The sequence below is a fragment of the Bacillus cereus group sp. MYBK222-1 genome, assembly GCF_051916425.1.
GTDB lineage: Bacteria > Bacillota > Bacilli > Bacillales > Bacillaceae_G > Bacillus_A > Bacillus_A paranthracis.
The window spans coordinates 298,693-320,178 of sequence record NZ_JBQAGP010000001.1 but is presented as its reverse complement, the minus strand read 5'-3'; the positions used below and the strand labels follow the sequence as shown (position 1 = coordinate 320,178).

Below are 21,486 nucleotides of genomic sequence, written 5' to 3'. Positions count from 1 at the left end.
GTAAAAACATAAAAAAGAAACTCATACTGAATCTAAAAATATTACATGTTAAATATAAATAAAAAAGGTGTTTTCATAAGTGAAAACACCTTTTTTATTTATATTTTTAAGTTCTTCTTCAATGTCCAATATTTTTCTTGAGCATTTTCAAATGAAAATTCTACCCAGCCGTTTGGATCTTCACGATATACATTTACTTTCTTGCCACTTTCTAATTTTCCAACTTCATTTTGCGTAATATTTGGTACGCTCTTAATTGTATAGCTAAATGGATATGGTACTTGATAGTAAGAGCCTACTAATTGAACAGTAGCTGTTGCATCTTTTGCATAATCTTTATATGGAATCGCTTCGCCTAATGCATTTACATTTAATGTATTAGGGTTTTTTGGTAATCGTTTTACATTTTCATAGTCTTTCTTGTTAAACGGTTTAATACGTTCCATAATATTAGCGATTTTGCCAGCCCATCCTTTATCTGTTGCATACTTTTCATTCATAGCAGGTAATGTGTAGCCATGGAAATGATCAGCACCTTCTTCTAAATAATTCTTTCGTACATAATCAGCATTGTATGAAATACTTTGCGCGTAAGATGGTAAGTATTTCGCATTGGCAAATGGCTCCCAATCAAATGCCTTTAAGCCAAATAAATTATGTTTACGATATGCAATTTCTGATTTACCGTAACCAGATTCTAAGATTGCATGTGCAGCTAAGTATAATGCGCTCACTCCATACTCATTTTGTGCTTGAATAAAATCTTTACCCGTCCCAATAAGCGGACTGTCAGGGTGCCATTCTTTGATAAAATTATCAATCTCTTGCGCTGTTACGTTAGATGGTAATGTCACATCTAGATTAATATATGATGGTTGTTCAACAGGAACATCCTTTTTTATTTGCATCGCTTTATATAAAAGTTGTGCATAGCCTTCACGCGTTAATACACCTGATGGATCAAATCCTCCAAGTCCATTCCCTGCCGCTACACCATTAGATTGCAATGCACTAATTGCTTCTTTTGCCCACCAATATGATGCATCTATATCATCAAATGTATGTGGTGCTTTTACTTCTAATTTAAATGCTTTTTGCAAAATAACAGACATCTCCGCACGTGTTAATGATTCTTTCGGTCTAAACGTTCCTTTATCATCACCTACGAAAATCCCCATATCTGTTAATGCTAAAATTTCCTTTGGGAACATTGTCGTTCCTGCACTAATATCAGAGTATGGATTTTTATAATCACTTTTTGCTTCTGGTTTTAATGCGCGATACATTAATGCTGCTACTTGCTCACGAGTTACAACATCTCCGAAGCCGAATTTACCATTATCGTAACCTGCAATAATCCCTTTTGACGTTAAATCATTAATTGCTTCAAGTGCCCAATGATTTTTTGGAACATCTGGAAATTCTTTTGTAGATGCAAACGAAGTTGCTGGAGCCATCACTACTTGAAGCGCGACTGTCACTGCTAACACATTAGAAATAACTTTTTTCATAAATTTTTTAACACGTTTTTTATATGCTTGTCCCGTGTTAACTTGCCTCCCTTTATCGTATAATTTTCCCTATTAAACTAACACACTCTTAAATAGTCAACAGTAAAAGTATACGTGATAAAAATCAACTAATCTACCATTATTTTATTTATAATCAACATAATACGATATATCTTTTTATTTCGATACAAAATTACATAAAATCACATAAAAAGCCCATCTCTATGTAGACGATGGACTTAGCAATCAATATTGTTATTTAGCTAAACGATATTTTTCAACATCGAAACCTTTCCATTCATAATAATCTAAAATCCCAGCATAAACTGCCTCAGCAGCAATTTGTCTTCCTGATTCAGTAGCTAATTTACCATTATCTATATCATTATCAATAAAGGCAAGCTCTGTTAAAACTGCTGGTACTGTATTATTATTTACTACATAAAGTGAGTGATTGTCTTTTATATTTCTATCTCTTGTATGTAGTGCTTCTACTACTCTATTTTGAATTTTCTTTGCTAACACTTCACTATCCTTTTCAATCTGTGTCTCTTCTCCACGCTTGGATTTTTTATAATAATACGTTTCCGTTCCATGACCATCATGATTTTCAGAAGAATTTGCATGAATGCTTACAAATATATCTGCATTGTTCTCTTGACCAAATTTCACTCGATTCGCAAGAGATTCATTTTTGTTACTTCCTGGATTTCCGTTCTCTTCACGTGTTAATAAAGCTTTTAAAGGTGTATTTTTTTCTAACAACTTCTGTAATCTTAAAGATGTATCAAATACGATTTTACTTTCCTCTACACCTTGCCCTGGATTCCCTGGATCAAATCCTCCATGACCAGGATCAATAATAACTACCTTTTCTACTAAAGGGTTACCTATTTTAAGAGAATCTGCCTTTTTTATAAATTGAGCTGCCTCTGCTTTAGTTAGAATTTTTTCGGGCTCCCATTTGTCACCAGTTCCAATAGAAATCCCTAATTCAACTAGAATGTTAGCTTTTGCTTTACCCCAACTTTTTTCTAGATCACTAAATTTAGTTGCTGGAGTACCATTTACTTTAGAATCTAATTTGTAAGCTTCTACAATAAGAGAGGCCATTGAAACTCGGTCAATTTTCCCAGTTGGATCGAATACGCCCGCTCCTTTCCCTTTTACAACGCCAGCTTTTTCTACAGCTGCGATGAATGGGGTATACCATTGGTTTTGAGAATCACCGAAAGATGGTTTAGCATTTTTATCGATTGGTAAGTTTAAGATTTGAGCCATCATTGTAGCTGCTTCTGCACGAGTGATTTCTTTTCCTGGCTCAAACATTCCTTTTTCGTTACCTGTAACTGCACCTTTCTCTACTAAATAGTAAATAGAGTCTTCTGCCCAATGTTTAGCTGGGACATCTGGAAATTTTTTCGTTTGCGCGAAACTACTAGATGAATAAGATAATATACTAGCTGCAATTACTCCTGCTGCGATTATTCTATTTTTCATAGAATATATTCCCCTCTCAAGTACGATGTATTGATGTAACAGACTAATTATAGTTCTGAAAATTAGTAATAGTCAATTGAAAATTGTATAATTTTGTATTATTATTGTATTTTTTGTCATACATAACTATAGTTAAAAACTATAAGATTTTATTAAGAGGAGAGATTCATATGAGCAACAATTGGAAAGATATAGAGCACCGTATGTATACAATGTGTATGATTCAGCGGAATAACAAAGTATTGTTAATACAGCGCCCCAATCACCTTGGCTTCCCTGGTTACATCGCTCCTGGCGGAAAAGTAGATTTTCCAGAAAGTATCGTTCAAGCTACTAAACGGGAAGTAAAAGAAGAAACTGGATTACTTGTTTCAACCTTAACCTTTAAGGGATTAGATGAATACGTAAATCCGAAAGAAAATGTTCGATATATGGTATTTAACTATTGGACAGATTCATTTGAAGGTGAGCTTCTTGTGGACCCTCCTGAAGGTAAATTATTATGGGTACCAATCGCTACAGCACTAAATCTTCCTATGCAAGATTGGTTTAAAGAAAGATTTCCATTATTTTTTGAAAAAGGTACGTTTGAAATTCAACGTGTTTGGGACAAAGACTTAGATAAACAAGTCGCTATGACAATTACCCATACGTAAAAAAAGCTTGGAATCTCTCCAAGCTTTTCTTACTTCTCCTCTATTTTCTTAATCTCATAATCAATTTCTAAAAACTTAACTCCAAATATCCACATTTTATGGTTAGCTTCTAACATTTGATTGGTGCCCTCTTTAATAATAAACGTCTCAGCTAACGGTAAACGAATTGTAAAGAAACGAGTATGTATATAAATCCCCTCATCTCCCTTACCATTTCTTCTCAGCTTACTATTGACACTCCCACGGCTAAAGCCGCAAGCTGACTAACGTCAGTGGGATTCTTGCTACCAAAGGCGAAGTCTATTTCTAGTATCGCTGACGTGCAAGATTGCGGTGTGCCATCACCACTCCATATCCAGTGCATCTAGCAGATACGGCACTCGTTCTATTACCAAACGAGTCAGATTGTGAGTTCTCAAATGTGTTTTAGCGTCTTGTACTTGACGACTCAATACATTTTACGGAGCAGAAGAATTTGTTACTCCAACCTCATATGTATTCTGTTTTCAGAGAACAAGATTGTTTTAGAGACTTTCACTTGTCTGTTATGAAAATTATACCATTTCAAATACTCGATGTACAGAACATACTTTCGGTATTTTATCTATACATTGCATTTGACCTCACTATCATCCCACCCCTAAAGGGGGTACTATCGCACCGTAGTGGGCTTTCCTATTCGGAAAATCTGTAATTTTAAAACCTCTGCCATATTCGAATATGGTAGAGGCAATGCGATATTCATATATGTCTCATTCTTATACGTATGTTTTGAGTAAAGAGCTACAAAAATAGATGCTCCTGCTTCATTTTTCCTTAACCAAGCTCTTACATTCTCCCTTCCATCCTTCTCATCCATTATCCCTATGATAGAGCCGTGCATCGTTTCCCACTTGCCGCCCATTCCTAAATGTATTTGTCCTACACGCTTACTCATTTTCTCATAGCAAAATGCAAACGGGTGGAACCAGCGAGTCCATTTAATATGCGATTGTAATTCATACTCTGTTGTATTTTCATAAAACCGAATAATGCTTAAAGGTATCTTTGTCACGTCAAATGCCTCACTATGAAAATCATTCATTTTATCAACTAAACCTTTGTATTCCTTGCTATCTATTACATTTCTGTTATGTAAAAATGCTTCACCAACTGTCGCCTCTCCTCTTAATCTGCTCATTGGTTTCCCGTAATATTTATAGTTCGGAACACTCTTTTCAATCATCCAGCCGACAAATGCCGGCAACGCTACTCCAATTCCATTAACAACACCGTGAATCCAAACCATTTGGGCAATTGTAATCGTCATTACATGTTTCAAATTCCCATACGAATATATAAGTGAAAACATAATTGTTACCATGAGCGTACTAGACGATATGATTAGGAGGATTTTTGCACTGATAGCATTAAATTTCGCCCGCCAAACATAAATTCTATACCCATAAATCGCACATAAATATAGGAACACTGCAAAAAATTCAAATACCCTTGAGTACGTAATTCCAATCGCAACTGTCATCGGTGAAATGACTATAATAAACATAATTGCATCATATACTTTACTGCTCTTTTCTCTCTTCCGCCCTATTAAACCAGCTGATAATGGCAATAGAAACGCCGAATAATGAAAGTGTGCAGCTGTGAGTAAAACAATGTCAGAAGTAAACTGCATAATCGAAATCTTTGCTACAGAAGCAAAAAACCAAAAACCACCTAAAAACAAATAAATAAACGCACTATCGATAGCTGTCTCTTCTAACGGTGTCCATCCTCTTTCTAGTAATCTATTTATACCAAATAACGCAACGATCCCCGTATATACAAACCAAATTATCGCAAAGATATATTGATTTGTTACGAAAGCTAACATTGCACAAATCGCTGCTATCGGATATAAAAACGATACGGATTTATAAAATAATACATACGATCCATTTCGTGCTCTTTTATCAATAATACAAAAAGACATCGGTATACATAACAAAATAGATAATAAAATAATTGCTTCAACTGGGTTTACATTTGACCACTCACATATTAGAAAAATAATATAACAAGCAAGCCCAACTATTATATTTTTCATATCATTTATTTCCTCTCCACAAATGTTCCCTTATATGAAAATAGCGAACCAATTAACGGATTTTGTACTTGAACATGAATTCGAAAACATTGTAATTCGTCATCATAACTTTCAACAATGTTTGCCTCTCCGTATAAAAATTTCGGTAAAGAGATTTTTCTTCCAAACATATAAAACCATTGTTTCTTTGAAGAGATATGCATTGCCCCTAACTCATCAATATAAAAATCCAATGTAGAGACGAGTAAATGTGGTTCACCAAAATAATCTACAATTTCATTTTCATCAAGTTTCATTACCGCATTAAAATATCTTTTCTTATTACGAAAGTAAAAAGTACGATTCCACCGCACAAGTTCATGTCCATGTTCATCTCGCTCAGCGGTATTATGTATTGTAAATGGCACTTTCTTCCCACGCTCAGGGAAAAACATTCGAAACTTCGATGCAATTTTTAATATCAATTTTACGAAAAAAGAACCTCCGTAAATTTCATCCATCTTTCCTTCTCCAGTAAAGCTATTTTCTTCTGTAATCTCATAGCGTTTCTGTAATTTTGGATGAAGTTTGTTATAAGAATCCCCTAATAGTCTTTCATACATATTAGCCATACATTATCCCTTTCTCTTCCTCTTGCAATTTTTTGCACTTGGTAAATCAAAACTATTTATATAACCGACAATCGATACCCCCATTAGTAAAACGTTTAATGTAATTGGATTAAACGGCTCTGTAAAGCTTACGATATTCGTAAATCCTGCCACTATCGTTAAAGCTATTAACATAAAAATATGTAGTATAAATAATTTTTGTTTTGGAACTGGAAATAGCCATATGATACCAAAAATAATTTCTAACATCCCTATTACTTTAAGAATTGCAATACTATTTCCAGTTGAATCAATAATCGCAGAAAGCATCTTCATCTCTTCTGGATGACTGAAAATTATTTTTGGGAAGATCCCTTGATACATCCATACAAATGCAAATAAAAAACATACGAGCCAATATGTCATTGTTCTTCTAATTAGCAACCTAGGATGAAGCCCCTTTTCTAACCATAATTTTAAAGCATCAAAACTCCAAGCAGTCGCCCAGCCTAATAACGGCCGAAACATATAGAAATCTATTACATTCCCTATACGACCAAACCTCGTATCATAATCATATTGCGTCTCAAAATGAATGTGTTCTTTAAGGGGTGTATACTTCCAATAACCACGCCCTATTTGAATAAGTGATAATTGATTTTCTGTCCAAAATTTTAAAGAAGAAATACGTTCTCCCGTTTCTTTTCTTATCTCACCTATCGATTCCCCTTCCCCAGCTATTTCAAGTCCAAATCCGATTTTTGTTTTATATAAAAATTTCTGTAGTTCTCCTTCTTTTTTCTCTACATATGAAATTTCAGTAAAGCGGGCATCCCATTCTGTATATATATGTGGTTCTTGCGTGTATTCCCATAATTTTTCCATTGTTGTGTTCATTTCTGCTGAAACATAAATAGGCTTTTTCCCTTTCATTCTTCCACCTCCAATGAACTATAATTTTAATGTACATGTAATAAATTTATTTTGCTACATTTTTCACAAACTTCCTCGTAAAAAAGATAGAATTTTTAAAATATATATAAAACACTTGATTCCTCGAAAAATTTAAATTATTATAAAACAAATGTTACCAACAACTTCATAAATCAAACACTCTCGCCTAAAACGTGAGATAGAGGTTGCGATACTTATGAGTATTCTAATGGAGACACAGAGATGTCTATGAAATTAGATGAAAGGAAGTATTGCCGAAATCGATATATTTCTCTGTATGTATCGATTGGGGCTGTTTTCGAATAGAAACAGAACTGTCATATGTACAGACGTGTATGTATGAAGAGCTATCTACAAAAAAGAGATATCATTTTCATGGTATTCCTTTTTTGGCGGTTTTTTTATTAGCTCCGTTTTCTGTTTCCCTTTTCCTGTAACAGCACCATCCTCACTTATTTGAGATGGTGTTTTTTGTTTTTCTCTGGTAACTACAGGAATATTGGGATTTGTATATATCCTAATCTATTCTTAAAAATGGATGAAAGAAGGAATTCGTAATGGAAACGATTGTACAAAAATTTGGTGGCACTTCTGTCGGAAGTGTTGAGCGTATTCAACATGTAGCAAATTTAATTATTGAAGAATATGAACGAGGACATAGTATCGTCTCTGTCGTTTCAGCAATGGGAAAAAGTACAGATGAACTTGTAGCACTTGCTAACGCAATTACAGAAAATCCAAGTAAACGCGAAATGGATATGCTTCTATCGACAGGAGAGCAAGTAACTATTTCATTATTAACGATGGCACTGCAAGCAAAAGGCTATAACGCGATTTCATTAACAGGATGGCAAGCTGGTATTACGACAGAATCTGTACATAGTAGTGCACGGATTACTGACATTCATACAGATCGAATTCAGTCTTATCTTACTAAAGGCACGATTGTTATTGTAGCTGGTTTCCAAGGAGTCAGTGAAGATCTTGAAATTACAACGCTTGGACGAGGTGGTTCTGATACAACTGCTGTCGCATTAGCTGCTGCACTAAACGCAAAAAAATGTGATATTTACACAGATGTGACTGGCGTATATACGACGGATCCACGAGTTGTAAAAGATGCTTATAAATTAGATGAAATTTCTTATGACGAAATGTTAGAACTTGCAAACCTCGGTGCTGGTGTATTACACCCGCGTGCTGTTGAGTTTGCTAAAAATCATAATGTCATTTTAGAAGTTCGCTCAAGTATGGAACAAGAAAACGGAACAATTGTAAAAGGAGAATGTAACATGGAACAACAATCAATCGTTAAAGGTATTGCATTTGAAGATAATATTACACGCATCACAGTGAAAGGATTAGAACAAGGTTCACTTTCAACTGTTTTCTCTACATTAGCAGCGGCACATATTAATGTAGATATCATCATTCAAAGTATTACTAATGAAGGAACTGTTCATCTCTCCTTCTCCATCCATTCTAATGATTTAAGAGAAACATTAGAAGTATTGGAACAAAATCAAGAGGCACTTCACTATGAAGCAGTAGAATATGAAAATCATTTAGCAAAAGTATCAATTGTAGGATCTGGTATGGTCTCTAATCCAGGTGTTGCTGCGAATATGTTCACTACTTTAAAAGAAGAAAATATTCATATTAAAATGGTAAGTACATCAGAAATTAAAGTGTCTGTCGTTATTGACCGCCTTCATTTAGTGACAGGTGTTGAGGCACTGCATCAATCATTTATGGCGAAAATTGTGCCTTTAGTACAAATGAGTTAATTTCCAGCGGTACTACTTAAAACAAATTATATGAATCTATTTCCTTCCTATTAAAAATAGAAAGCTGTTTGCATTATATAGAGTGACAAGAAATTTATGTGTCATTAAAAAAATACAATTAATTCTATACAACAATCGGATCATTTAATGCCGTACAGGATAGAAATATTTTTGCAAGGAAGTCTCGGTATTGTTTGTTAACAAGATACTATATGACATACTTAAAAACACCTTGTCACATTTTCCTAAACTGTGACAAGGTGTTTTTGTTTGAAAGGAATTTGTAACTTTTTAATAGTATAATGAAGATGATGATTAGATAATACACTTTTACATATAAGGAGATAAAGACAATGTCAAAAAATAAATTACTCAGAATGGACAATGTTAGCATCGTTGTAGAATCCCTTGATCATGCAATCTCTTTCTTCGAGGAGATTGGGTTAAAACTCGAAGGGCGCGCCACTGTAGAGGGGGAATGGGCTGGTCGCGTAACCGGACTCGGTTCGCAGTGCGTAGAGATTGCTATGATGGTGACTCCAGATGGCCATAGCCGAATTGAACTTTCGCGATTTCTTACCCCGCCCGCTATAGGAGATCACCGGACAGCTCCTGTCAATGCCCTCGGTTATTTGCGCGTCATGTTCACCGTTGAAGACATTGATGAAATGGTATCTAGGCTTACTACTAAGCATGGTGCTCAACTCGTTGGTGAAGTAGTTCAATACGAGAACTCTTACCGTCTCTGCTACATTCGTGGAACCGAAGGGGTTTTAATCGGTTTAGCGGAAGAACTCGGTAACAAGTAAGTGATGTATTATAAATGAAACTACTATATTTTTAACCACGTCCTCACTCCAGAACGTGGTTATGCTTGTTTGAGTTTTTAAAAATATATTTTCATTTTACACATAGATTTCAAGACTCTATCCAAACAGTTCTTTAACATATCACTAATATCCAAAAATCATTATGAAATAATTTAATTATTCGCTTTACCTTTTCCTAGGAAATATAACTGACTCTTCTCATTTTATATCTTATCGCTCTTTTCTATGAAAAAACGATCTATATTTATTCAAAATAACTTTCTTCACATCCGAGTAAAATACCATCATGAATAATGCAACGCCTAATACAATCACCTGTATTTTTTCATATTCAACGAAAGCACTCATAATTAACAAACCAAATCCAATATAAAAACCAAATTCGTTCTCTTTCTCAAAATCCTCATCTTCTTCATCAATATGTATTTTTTCTTTCATGTTTTGATTCCCTTTTATTAACTCATCGAGCGTAACATTGTACATTTCGCTTAGTAAAATTAAATTATCAATATCAGGACAACTTTTATCATTCTCCCACTTATATACCGCTTGCCTCGTCACACCAATCTTTTTAGCAACATCCTCTTGTGAAAATCCCTTTGACTCTCGTAATTTTTTTAACTGCTCTCCTAAGCTCATAACATCCCTCTCCTTTAACAAATTATTACATAAAAAGAGATATAAAAGAAAGAAACCATTAGTAAAACTCACTGTAAACCATTCGTTTACAAAGTAAAAAAAGAGAGAATAGCCCTATATTTAAGCTATTCTCTCTCTTCTATTAAAATAGATGAATGTTTTCTTTCTTGCAAGCTTCACGTAAATCGTCAGGCCATACAGAAGATTGAACTTCACCAATATGTGCTTTACGTAAGAAGTACATGCACATTCTCGATTGTCCGATACCACCGCCAATTGTTAATGGTAGTATGTCTTCTAAAATACCTTTATGGAAATCATACTCACGTTTATAGTCTTCACCTGTTTTCGTTAACTGCTCATCAAGTGATTTACTATCAACACGAATTCCCATTGATGATAATTCAAATGAAGATTGTAGTACTGGGTGCCAGAATAAAATATCACCGTTTAATTTCCAATCATCATAATCAGCTGCGCGTCCATCATGCTTTTCACCTGAACGAAGTGCATCACCAATTCCGATAATGAAGACTGCACCGTGTTCTTTTGCAATTGCATGTTCACGATCTTTCGGTGTTAATTCTGGATATTTATCTTCTAGTTCTTGAGAAGTAACGAATACAATTTCTTCTGGTAAATACTTCCCAAGGAACGGATACTTTTCAAATAAGTGGTCTTCTAAATCTTTGAATATTCCATAAATTGTTAGTACTGTTTTTTGTAAATAATCTACAGTACGCCATTCTTTTTGAACGATTTTTTCCCAATCCCATTGGTCAACGTAAATAGAATGTGTTGCATCAAGTTCTTCATCACGACGGATCGCGTTCATGTTTGTATATAAACCTTCACCAGCTTCATATCCATATTCATGGAGTGCAAATCGTTTCCACTTCGCTAGTGAGTGCACAATTTCTAATTCTTCTCCTGAGTGTAACATATCAAATTCAATTGGACGTTCTACACCGTTTAGGTGATCGTTTAATCCTGATTTTTTCGTTACGAATAATGGTGCAGATACACGGAATAATTCAAGTCGTTTTGCTAATTGATCCTCGAAAAATGTTTTAACTTCCTTAATTGCGATTTGAGTCTCTCTTACTGTCATTAATGATTGATACATGGTGGTTTCCTCCTAAAATGTTTGGATGTTGTGAAAAGAAGCCAACAAAAAAAGCCCTTCTTTCCCAAAAAACTGGGACGAAAGGCTTTGGTTCCGCGGTACCACCCAAATTAGCAACAGAGGTTGCTCACTTATACAATACGGAGATGAAATATCTCGATACTGTTCTTCTTGTAACGGCGAAGTTCCCGGCTAAGTCTACTTTCCTATCAAGGATTTCGGTTAGCAACTCCAGGAGGTTCTTCATAATAGGCTTCGTATCAGGCTCACACCATCCCTGACTCGCTTAGACTACGTCCTACTACTACTCGTCCTTTCATAGTCGTTTTGTTGTCACATCTCTGAAACATTTTATTAATGATTATTCTATACAAAAAATAAAGAAAGTCAACAAAAAGTTTTAAAATATTTTTCAATTCTTTATTTTACGGCTTTATTGATTGTTTCCAATATACCTTCTTTACTTCTTTTGCCTAGGTATTCTAAAAAACGTCTCACTAACTGAAACTAACGTATATACGACGATTAATGTAATCGTTCGAAATATAGAATCCGCAGTATTTCGTATTATTTTCATTTTCTTTGTAATTCCTTTCAGTTTACTTGCAAATTCATGATATACTATAGCATTCAAGCAGTTTGTTTTCCTTAAAGCAAACATAGTCATTTATAAAGAGTATTTTCTAAATCATTGACTATTATCAAATTAGATTTTTATATAACGGAGTGATTATATGAGTAAAACGAAAGCAAAACCGAAAAAAGGTGTAGGACAAGGTACAGGAAGTAAAGGGTGGAACCGTTGGCAATCAAGTGCAAAAAAGAAGAAAGCTGCAAAGCCATACAAAAGTAAAGGTACAAAGAAATAACATTTAGTTTCTTTACTTTGTACAAAACAAAATATAATTATTACAACGAAAAAGCTATGCCCTCATATATTTGAAGGCATAGCTTTCTTTATTAGATCATTAAAATATCTCGAATTTCTTCTTCCGTGATGGATGATAATTTCTCTTCTCCCGGCTCAATCACTTCAGCAATTAAATTTTTCTTACTCTCTTGCAGTTCATGCATTTTTTCCTCGATTGTTCCGTGAGCCACTAACTTAATAACTTGTACCGTATTTTTCTGTCCCATCCGATATGCCCGATCTGCTGCTTGTTGTTCAACAGCTGGATTCCACCATAAATCGTATAATATAACCGTATCGGCACCCGTTAAGTTAAGCCCCGTACCACCAGCTTTTAAAGAAATGAGAAATAGGTCCCCTTCCCCTTCGTTAAATCGATTACATAGCTCTACACGTTCTTGCGAAGGTGTATTTCCGTCTAAATAAAAGTATGGAATCGCTTGACGATTTAATTCACGACCAATAATGGACAGCATCTTTGTAAATTGAGAAAAGATTAAAATTCTCTTACCAGTACTTCTACATTCCTCTAGTATGTCTAACAGTTGCTCAAATTTAGCTGAACTCCCTTTATAATCATCAACGAATAAAGCGGGATGACAGCAAATTTGTCTCAATCTCGTTAAGCCAGCTAAAATTCTAATTTTATTTTTACGTAACGTGTCTTTGTCTAAATGTTTTAACGTTTCTTCTCTTAATTTCGCTAAATAAGCAGCATATAGTCTCTTTTGGTCTGGTAATAACTCCGATGACTGTAAGTGCTCTATTTTATCTGGCAGCTCCTGTAATACATCTTCTTTTAATCGTCTTAATACGAAAGGTTTTACGCGCTTCGCTATATCTTCACGCCTTAAATCACCGAACTCTTTTCTTCCTGGTAATAATTCTGGAAATACAACGTGGAAAATAGACCATAGCTCTTCTAATGAATTTTCTACAGGCGTTCCTGTTAGTCCGAAACGATATTCAGCTTGAATTGTTTTCACTGCTCTTGCAGTTTGCGTTGTCGGATTTTTAAACGCCTGTGCTTCATCAAGAAATAGCGTATGAAACGGCCTCGCATACGACCTTATATCTCTTCTTAGTAATGGATATGACGTAATTACGACATCAAATTCCGCTACGTCTTTTAAGATTTTTCGTCGTTCTGTTTGATTTCCATCTGCAATAACCGCTCTAATATGTGGGGCGAATTTTTTCAATTCACTAAACCAATTATAAACGAGCGAGGACGGTGAAACGACTAATATAGGCAGCTTCTTCTCCCGAATTTCAGGCAAAACAGAATCTATATAAGCAATACTTTGCAGCGTTTTTCCAAGTCCCATATCGTCTGCTAAAATACCGCCAAAACGGTAATAGGCGAGTGTCTTCATCCACTCAAATCCATATACTTGATACTCTCTCATTACAGCATGTAAAGTTTGTGGCACTGTAAATTTTAATTTTTTCGGGTTTTGAATGCTTTCCACTAGATCTTGCACAGATTCATCTAAACTTAAAACATTACCCTCGTGAAGTCCGTTCATCCATTTTACACTCCGAATAAGCGGAACATTCACTTCTTCCCCATGTAAAAATTCTTTTCGAATACCTGATTCTTTTACAAACTGATTAATTTCATTAAACTCTTTGCTCTCTAGTGATAATAGAGAACCATTCGCTAATCGGTAATATTTACGTTTCTCCTCAAGAGCCGCTAATACACCTTTAATTTCAGCTTCTGGTATTCCTTTTATATCAAAACGAAATGATAACCAATCAATTCTTTCTTTTCTTCTCACTCTAATAAGAGGTGCGGTATCACCTTTATGAATGCGTAATTTAATTGCTGTCGTCGCGTAAATATCAACTAAACCTTTTAACGTTGGAACGATGTGATATAAAAAGTTATACTCAGCTTCTTCATTATGCATAAAGTAACCGCCTTCTGTTTTCGCAAAGGCACTTTCACTCATAATGTCTAAAATCTCTTTTTCCTTTTTCTCATCACGATTAAAAACAGAAGGTTGCCCGTCTTCTTCTAGCGGATTAATCACGACGTTTCCATAATGAAATTCAAGACCTGCTAGCAAACGATTTTTCACACGATCTAAATATAGCTTTGCTTTTAACGATGGCGTTTCAACACGATCGGATATGACTTCATCAATGCGCACTGTTCCAAGTTTCATTAATCCAGGCACAACTTTCGCTACGAAATGTTCCATCTTATTTTCAGGAATATAAAACTGATTGCTATTTGAGCGACTCATCATCTTTTGCAATTCAATAAGTCGCATACAATCTTCCATAGATAAATGATATAATTTCCCATCGTAAAGGGCGTTGTTATACATCTCCAAAACTCGAACACGATTTAGATCGTCTATATGAAGGGTAAACCCGCCATTATTCCCTTTCGTAAACTCAAAATGTAATGGCAATAACCCTTTTGAAATGTGTAATCCCTGAAACAGTTGCTCATTTTGTTTCAGCTTTACATACTCGGCTCTAGAAAGTGCAGAGAGCATATCATTCCAAGAAGCTGGCGGTATAAATATCATACTTTTATCTTGTTTCGCATGTACTTCTAGTGCATCTTCATACATTTTTTCGTTATGATATATTTTAATGAGTTGTTGTATAATCGCGTCTGTTTCTTGTTTAAAACTGTGTACATCTGGCGTATATGTAAATTCATTGGAACAATGAAAAGCCTCTCTCTTCTCCACTTTAGAAAGAAATTCTCTAATATGATTTATAAAATATGTTTTGGCAAGTTTTAACTGAATTCCAAGAAGAGCCCCACCGCTTTTCGTCGCTACCGGTGAACATATAAACGCAACATCTAATATTTCACGTGTATCAAACCGATGTTGTTTACTTTTTGGCCTCAGTGGTTTATCTGCAAACAACTGAAACATCCCGTTTGTTAATTGATCATTTCTGCTACTAATAGAGCCCATTCCACCCGTTTGCTGGTTATAATTTATTTGTATCAATACAGCTGCTACATGTTGACAGTACGTTTGGAAAGACGCTAACGAAGGACAACTACATCTCGCAACAACATCACCTTTCTTAGCTTTTTCTACCGTAACATGAAAATCCTCGTTCCCTTTTACCGTCGCCTCACAAATTTCTTTCGTTTCATCATAGTAATTCACGATTACTTTATTTGATTTATAATAAGCTTCACCTCTTTTATATGAGGTTTCTCCACATACTTCTTTAATAATCGATTTATTTAATGTAAAACTCATTGTTTTGACACTTCCTTAATGTAAAACCATTTTCTCTTACTTAACATTTTACATGCTTCACGAGAAAATATAAAATGTTGATTTAACAAAAAAAGATGCTTATTTATAAGCACCTTTTCACTCTATCTCCATCAGTCGTTTCGCCTCAAAATACAACACTTGAATAAATTTTTTCGTATTAATTCGTATATGGCCAGAAGTCGCTACCCCATCCTTTGTCATTTCTGTCATCCGTTTTCTAACCACAGTGAAATCAAAAAACTTCGGAGCATAACTTTCAAATTTCGGATTTGAAAAGTCTGTTAGTCCAAGAGAAGCTAAATGGTTTAATGATTGATAAATTGCTCTTCTCACACGTTGTTCAGATGCTTTTTTCTCCTTCTCTATATCTGCTTCTGAAGCTAGTTCCCCTAATTTTTTTACTGTTATTTGGTGAAAGATATCTTTTAAAGCAGGAAATCCAAACTCAAATGTTTGCGCCTTTTCTTGTCCATATAAATATTCCAGCATACTAAGCAAATCTTTACTTCCATTCTCTCCCGCAATACCGAGTTCTGATAGTAAGAAGCGTCCTGAATCTGATATCTTTTTCCCTTCTTGCACTGTTTCACTACGCATTTGCGGCTTTTCCCACTGAAACACATTATTCAATGATTTTTGAATGTCATATATAGAACGTTCCAAACGAATACGTTCTATCACTTTTCGTACAACAGATACTACTTCTATTTTGTTTAGTGGTTTTGTAATATAATATTCCACACCAAGTGTATATGCCTCACCAATGAGCTGTTTCGATTCAACTTGGGAAATCATAATAATTTTCCCAGTAAATGAAGATGCTATATGACGAACTGTTTCAATGCCGTCTCTCATCGGCATTAGTAAATCAATAAATAAAATGTCCACTTTTTTATAATTTAACTGTTCTGCTTCAATAAACGCTCCATCTTCCGATTCTCCAATTACTTCCCCAAGATCGCCATCCTCAATAATTTGCGAAAGCATCGAACGGAAAACTTCATCATCATCTACAATATAATAAAACAAACCTATTCCCCTTCCCGCTTTAAACTGCACTCCGGTAAACAAACGATAAACTTACACCCGTTCCCATTTTCATTGTCTTCTAACCTTACTTCTCCGCCGAGCTCTGTTACCATTTCATCTATGTAAGAAAGTCCAATACCTGTGGACGGTGTTCCTGTTTGATCATACTTTGAAGTAAACCCGGGCTTAAATACTAATTTCTTATACTTTTGCGTTATACCTGGGCCATCGTCAATCACTTCAAAGATTACATTTTTTTCTCGTTTATATAACTTAATACGAATGAGACCTCTATCTTCAATTGCTTCAACTGCATTCGCAACTAAGTTATTAAAAATTGATAGCACTGTATACACGTGATATGCAGCGTGTTCACCTTCTATATGTTTAGAAAAACGTATATCTTTCTCTAACATTTCAGCATACTTTTCATTTATTCTTACAATCATTTCTGTAAGCTCATGACCTTCTACATACTCAGCCACATTTTTATCTAATAACAGTTTAGATAATCCTGCAAAAATCCTTTGATTATCCTTTTTTATTTCGTGCACTTCTCCTGCTATTTTCAATGCTGTTTTACTGCTGGAATCATCATTCGCTTGTAAATTCCGATATAATTGATACGCTTCTTGTGTAATTAATTCTGCATTTTGTAACGTTTTTTTCAAATGAACAGATTCTACATATAAATTTGAAAGGTGCATGAACATTTTTTCATTTTCTTTTCGAACTTGTGATTCTTTTAATTTCGTTTCATATAAATTCATCATATTTAAAAAGCCAAGTGCAAAGAAGCTACGGAAAATAGCAATAATGATGAGTTTATTTACTTCAGAAATTGTTATTGTTGTACCTAGTACTAACATGTGATAAAACGCAAGTTCCGACATACTTGCAACAATTTCAATTGAAATTCCAAGGCACCCAATAACAATTGGCTTCTGATGAAACTTATTCACCCTACAAAGTGAAAAAAGACTTCCATAAATAAAATAATAAAAGAACACAGGATAACGCAAATAAAATGATTCTGTCATATGAAATGAGCCTTGCATGACCCAGTCAAGGCATACTCGGAATAAGACTACACATATACCGACAAGAATACCCGCAGCAGCTGCTGGTATTCTTCTTAAAAATAGTAATAAAAAGAAGAATAACGGTGTCCCAAAGCTAACACGAAACGTATCATTAAAAGGATGAAAATTAAGCTCTCCAGCAATCGGAACAACAACCATTAATATAATTAAAAGAGATATATCTTTCTTCCATAATTGATTCCAATTCAAAGGTGCCACTTCCTATACTCTTTTTTCAGTAATAAAAGTGAAAGCCCGCTTATATTATAAACGGGCTTTATTTCTATATTCTAACCTTTTCTACCGCTTTTATTTGGCGATACTCAGGCTCCCAGATTGCTTCTTTCACTGCAATCTTGATATCGTTATCACTTAAGTTCTCTCTCGCAACACCTTCCGCAACGGCAACTTTCGCTACTTCAATTGCTACCATTTCCGAGATATTACGTAACTCTTCAACTTCTGGCAAAATAGGTGCTCCTGGCTGGCCTGTGTCCACCATACTTGCAACTGCTTCAGCTGCTGCTGCGAACATGCCGTCCGTCATAACGCTTGCACGTACGACAATTGTACCAAGACCAAGTCCTGGGAAAATAAGTGCATTATTTGATTGTCCAATCACATACGTTACATCGTTATATGTAACTGGTTCAAATGGACTTCCTGTTGCAACTAATGCTCTCCCTTCTGTCCACTCGATTAAATCGGCTGGTTTTGCTTCAGCAAGTGGCGTCGGATTCGACATCGGTAAAATGATTGGTCTTTCTACGTGAGAAGCCATTTCTTTAATAATTTCTTCTTTAAATGCACCAGCAACGGTTGATGTACCAATTAAAATTGTCGGTTTCACATGTTTCACAACTTCAGCAAGTCCAATCACACCATTTTGCTTCCACTCACTTACTTCCGCTTCTTTTCTTGCATACGGAATTTGGAAATCAAGAAGATCTTCCATGTTATCTGTAACTAACCCGTTACGATCAATACACCAGAAACGCTTATATGATTCTTCTTCTGATAAGCCAGCGCGGACCATCGCATCTCTAACTTGATCTGCGATACCGATTCCAGCCGTACCAGCACCAAACACAACAACGCGGTGTTCACTTAGCGGTACACCAGAAGCTTTTACTGCCGATAATACAGCCGCAAGCGAAACTGCACCTGTACCTTGAATATCATCATTAAATGTACAAATATCATGACGATATTTATCTAAAATTTTCCGTGCATTTCGAGAACTGAAGTCTTCCCAATGTAAAAGTGCTTTCGGGAATTGCTTATTTACCGCTTGTACAAATGTATCAATAAATTCATCGTAAGCTTCACCTGTTATACGAGGGTGACGATTTCCAATATAAAATGGATTGTCTAATAATTCTTCACGATTTGTACCTACATCTAAAATTACCGGTAATACGCGGCTAGGATCGATTCCAACTGCGGCTGTATAAACAGCTAATTTTCCAATCGCGATGTTAATACCACCAACGCCCCAATCACCAATTCCAAGTATACCTTCTCCATCTGTTACAACGACTAAATCAATATTTTCTGCTGTTGCACCGATATTGGCGAATGCTTCCTCAATACCTGACGGATCGTTAATTGATAAATACACACCTCGTGGTTTACGATATTCATGACTATATCTTTGAATCGCTACACCGACAGTTGGTGTATATACGATTGGTAACATTTCGCGTAAATGATCTGTTAAAATACGATAAAATAATACTTCATTTCGATCATGTAACGCTGTTAAGTATACATTCTTTAATAAATCATCCGGCTGAGAACAAAATTGTTCGTATGCTCGGCGCGCTTGTTCTTCCAATGTTAAAACCGCTGGCGGTAATAACCCTTTTAAACCTAATTCTTCTCTTTCTTCTTGCGTGAAAGCAACCCCTTTATTTAAAAGTGGTGTTGATAATACTTCTACTCCTCTTAATGTCGTTTCTAATGAACCATTAGAAGCTACTGTAAACTTACTCATAACATCCCTACCTCTATTCATATATAGCATTTCTATATTGTAAACAAAAAAGAGGGGCTTGTCCCCCCTCTTCTTTTAGTTTTTCTTTAAAAGAGTTGCTCCTGCAATCCCTGGGTGCGTCATTTCGAATGGATCTAGAATTAACTCTAAGTCTTCTTGTGACAGTACACCATTTTTCACACAAAGTTCTCGAACGGATTGCCCTGTCGCGATTGCTTCTTTCGCAACGCGAGCTGCTGCTTCATAACCGATATGAGGGTTCACGGCTGTAATAATTCCTACACTCTTCTCAACATACTCTTTTAAGCGATCTTCATTCGCTTCAATTCCTTTTAAGCAATTATCTGTAAAGGCACGGAAACCGTTATTCATAATGCTAATTGATTGTAGTAAGTTGAAAACAAGTACTGGTTCCATCACGTTTAATTCTAATTGACCTGCTTCTGAAGCAAGACAAATTGTATGGTCGTTACCAATTACTTGGAATGCAATTTGATTAATTACTTCTGGCATAACAGGGTTTACTTTCCCTGGCATAATAGATGAACCTGGTTGACGAGCCGGTAACATAATTTCTGCTAAACCAACACGTGGACCTGATGCCATTAAGCGAAGGTCATTCGCAATTTTAGACATATTCATCATACATACTTTCAGTGCTGCAGATACTTCTGTGTATGCATCCGTATTTTGCGTTGCATCTACTAAGTCTTCTGCACCAACTAGTGGTAGTTCACTAATTGCAGCTAAATGTTTTACAACAGCTTGAATATATTCTGGATCTGCATTTAAGCCTGTACCAACTGCAGTTGCTCCCATATTCACTTCATATAAGTGTTGACGTGACTGCTGAATTCGTTTCATATCACGTTCAAGTACGCGAGAGTACGCTTTAAATTCTTGTCCAAGACGAATTGGAACAGCGTCTTGCAAATGCGTACGCCCCATTTTAATCACATGATCGAACTGTTCTGCTTTTAATTCAAATACATCGTGCATATAACCCATCGTTTGTAATAAACCTTCTAATGCGTTTAATGTTGCGATATGAATCGCCGTTGGGAATGCATCGTTTGTTGATTGCGCCATGTTTACATGACTATTTGGACTAATATAATGATAGTCTCCCTTTTCCATTCCTAATAATTCAAGAGCACGATTGGCAATGACTTCATTTGCATTCATGTTCATTGAAGTACCTGCTCCGCCTTGGATTGGATCTACGATAAAATGATCATGCCATTTTCCATCGAGAATTTCTTGAGCAGCTTCTGCGATCGCGCCGCCCTTGTTCAATTCCAATCTTCCTACATCTGTATTGGCAAGCGCTGCAGCTTTTTTTACAACTGCGAACGCTCTAATTAAACCTTCATGGATTTTGTATCCTGTAATTGGGAAGTTTTCAACTGCACGCATTGTTTGTACGCCGTAGTATGCATAGTTTGGTACTTCTTTTTCACCTAAAAAGTCTTTTTCAATTCGAACACCATTTTTAACTTCAGTTAATGTTGCCATGATTATTCA

General features: G+C 35.4%; 16 protein-coding genes, 2 pseudogenes, 1 riboswitch and 1 other annotated feature. Of the genes and pseudogenes, 4 read left to right on the top strand and 14 right to left on the bottom strand.

Annotated elements, in window-relative coordinates:
- Positions 1–98: 98 nt before the first annotated feature.
- Complete coding sequence (locus tag ACTFR9_RS01705) at positions 99–1,511, bottom strand: S-layer homology domain-containing protein (RefSeq protein ID WP_076856431.1); 1,413 nt, start codon at positions 1,509–1,511, stop codon at positions 99–101.
- 255 nt (positions 1,512–1,766) lie between these two features.
- Positions 1,767–3,011, bottom strand: coding sequence for an N-acetylmuramoyl-L-alanine amidase (locus ACTFR9_RS01700; RefSeq protein ID WP_000797228.1), 1,245 nt, complete (start codon positions 3,009–3,011; stop codon positions 1,767–1,769).
- A gap of 170 nt (positions 3,012–3,181) precedes the next feature.
- Between ACTFR9_RS01700 and ACTFR9_RS01695 the strand changes: the two genes are divergently transcribed.
- Positions 3,182–3,667, top strand: a complete 486-nt coding sequence (locus tag ACTFR9_RS01695; RefSeq protein WP_000070008.1) for an 8-oxo-dGTP diphosphatase — start codon at positions 3,182–3,184, stop codon at positions 3,665–3,667.
- A 29-nt stretch (positions 3,668–3,696) separates the two neighbouring features.
- On the opposite strand, the pseudogene ACTFR9_RS01690 reads toward ACTFR9_RS01695, so the two are convergent.
- The 4 genes and pseudogenes from ACTFR9_RS01690 to ACTFR9_RS01675 all read right to left on the bottom strand — a co-directional run.
- Positions 3,697–3,903, bottom strand: a pseudogene (locus ACTFR9_RS01690) (YndJ family protein); the annotation flags it as partial.
- A 455-nt stretch (positions 3,904–4,358) separates the two neighbouring features.
- Positions 4,359–5,753: pseudogene (locus ACTFR9_RS01685) on the bottom strand (YndJ family protein); the annotation flags it as partial.
- Between the two features lie 5 nt (positions 5,754–5,758).
- Positions 5,759–6,364 (bottom strand): DUF4166 domain-containing protein, encoded by a 606-nt coding sequence (locus ACTFR9_RS01680; protein ID WP_000002643.1) that lies wholly within the window; start codon positions 6,362–6,364, stop codon positions 5,759–5,761.
- Between the two features lie 3 nt (positions 6,365–6,367).
- Positions 6,368–7,276 carry a DoxX-like family protein gene (locus tag ACTFR9_RS01675; RefSeq protein ID WP_000676660.1) on the bottom strand — a complete coding sequence of 303 codons (909 nt, stop codon included), beginning with the start codon at positions 7,274–7,276 and terminating at the stop codon, positions 6,368–6,370.
- Between the two features lie 192 nt (positions 7,277–7,468).
- Positions 7,469–7,655, top strand: a riboswitch (Lysine riboswitch).
- A 199-nt stretch (positions 7,656–7,854) separates the two neighbouring features.
- Between ACTFR9_RS01675 and ACTFR9_RS01670 the strand changes: the two genes are divergently transcribed.
- Both ACTFR9_RS01670 and ACTFR9_RS01665 read left to right on the top strand, forming a co-directional pair.
- On the top strand, positions 7,855–9,084 hold the full coding sequence (locus ACTFR9_RS01670) for an aspartate kinase (protein ID WP_229136858.1): 1,230 nt from the start codon (positions 7,855–7,857) through the stop codon (positions 9,082–9,084).
- A 353-nt stretch (positions 9,085–9,437) separates the two neighbouring features.
- A complete protein-coding gene (locus tag ACTFR9_RS01665) occupies positions 9,438–9,893 on the top strand; it encodes a VOC family protein (RefSeq protein ID WP_061130797.1) in 456 nt (151 codons plus the stop codon).
- A gap of 231 nt (positions 9,894–10,124) precedes the next feature.
- Here the strand turns inward: ACTFR9_RS01665 and ACTFR9_RS01660 are convergent, their stop codons facing one another.
- From ACTFR9_RS01660 to ACTFR9_RS01650, 3 genes are all read right to left on the bottom strand, one after another.
- Positions 10,125–10,553: a helix-turn-helix domain-containing protein gene (locus tag ACTFR9_RS01660; protein WP_229136857.1), complete on the bottom strand. Its 429-nt coding sequence runs from the start codon at positions 10,551–10,553 to the stop codon at positions 10,125–10,127.
- Positions 10,554–10,695: 142 nt separating this feature from the next.
- The gene (gene asnA, locus ACTFR9_RS01655; RefSeq protein WP_000284909.1) at positions 10,696–11,679 is read right to left on the bottom strand and encodes an aspartate--ammonia ligase; all 984 of its coding nucleotides are present in this window, start codon (positions 11,677–11,679) and stop codon (positions 10,696–10,698) included.
- A gap of 70 nt (positions 11,680–11,749) precedes the next feature.
- Positions 11,750–12,008: a binding site (T-box leader), on the bottom strand.
- A gap of 131 nt (positions 12,009–12,139) precedes the next feature.
- Positions 12,140–12,313, bottom strand: a complete 174-nt coding sequence (locus tag ACTFR9_RS01650; protein ID WP_001983127.1) for a hypothetical protein — start codon at positions 12,311–12,313, stop codon at positions 12,140–12,142.
- Between the two features lie 100 nt (positions 12,314–12,413).
- Between ACTFR9_RS01650 and ACTFR9_RS01645 the strand changes: the two genes are divergently transcribed.
- On the top strand, positions 12,414–12,548 hold the full coding sequence (locus ACTFR9_RS01645; protein ID WP_000047591.1) for a DUF3934 domain-containing protein: 135 nt from the start codon (positions 12,414–12,416) through the stop codon (positions 12,546–12,548).
- Between the two features lie 91 nt (positions 12,549–12,639).
- On the opposite strand, the gene ACTFR9_RS01640 is transcribed toward ACTFR9_RS01645, so the two are convergent.
- The 5 genes from ACTFR9_RS01640 to aspA form a co-directional block, all read right to left on the bottom strand.
- The gene (locus ACTFR9_RS01640) at positions 12,640–15,834 is read right to left on the bottom strand and encodes an SNF2 helicase associated domain-containing protein (protein WP_229136856.1); all 3,195 of its coding nucleotides are present in this window, start codon (positions 15,832–15,834) and stop codon (positions 12,640–12,642) included.
- A 117-nt stretch (positions 15,835–15,951) separates the two neighbouring features.
- Positions 15,952–16,884, bottom strand: coding sequence for a response regulator (locus ACTFR9_RS01635; protein WP_000500322.1), 933 nt, complete (start codon positions 16,882–16,884; stop codon positions 15,952–15,954).
- A gap of 2 nt (positions 16,885–16,886) precedes the next feature.
- Complete coding sequence (locus ACTFR9_RS01630; RefSeq protein WP_001997204.1) at positions 16,887–18,185, bottom strand: sensor histidine kinase; 1,299 nt, start codon at positions 18,183–18,185, stop codon at positions 16,887–16,889.
- 64 nt (positions 18,186–18,249) lie between these two features.
- Positions 18,250–19,962, bottom strand: coding sequence for an oxaloacetate-decarboxylating malate dehydrogenase (malS, locus tag ACTFR9_RS01625; RefSeq protein WP_140385442.1), 1,713 nt, complete (start codon positions 19,960–19,962; stop codon positions 18,250–18,252).
- 75 nt (positions 19,963–20,037) lie between these two features.
- Positions 20,038–21,477, bottom strand: a complete 1,440-nt coding sequence (gene aspA / locus ACTFR9_RS01620; protein ID WP_000224208.1) for an aspartate ammonia-lyase — start codon at positions 21,475–21,477, stop codon at positions 20,038–20,040.
- Positions 21,478–21,486: the final 9 nt, after the last annotated feature.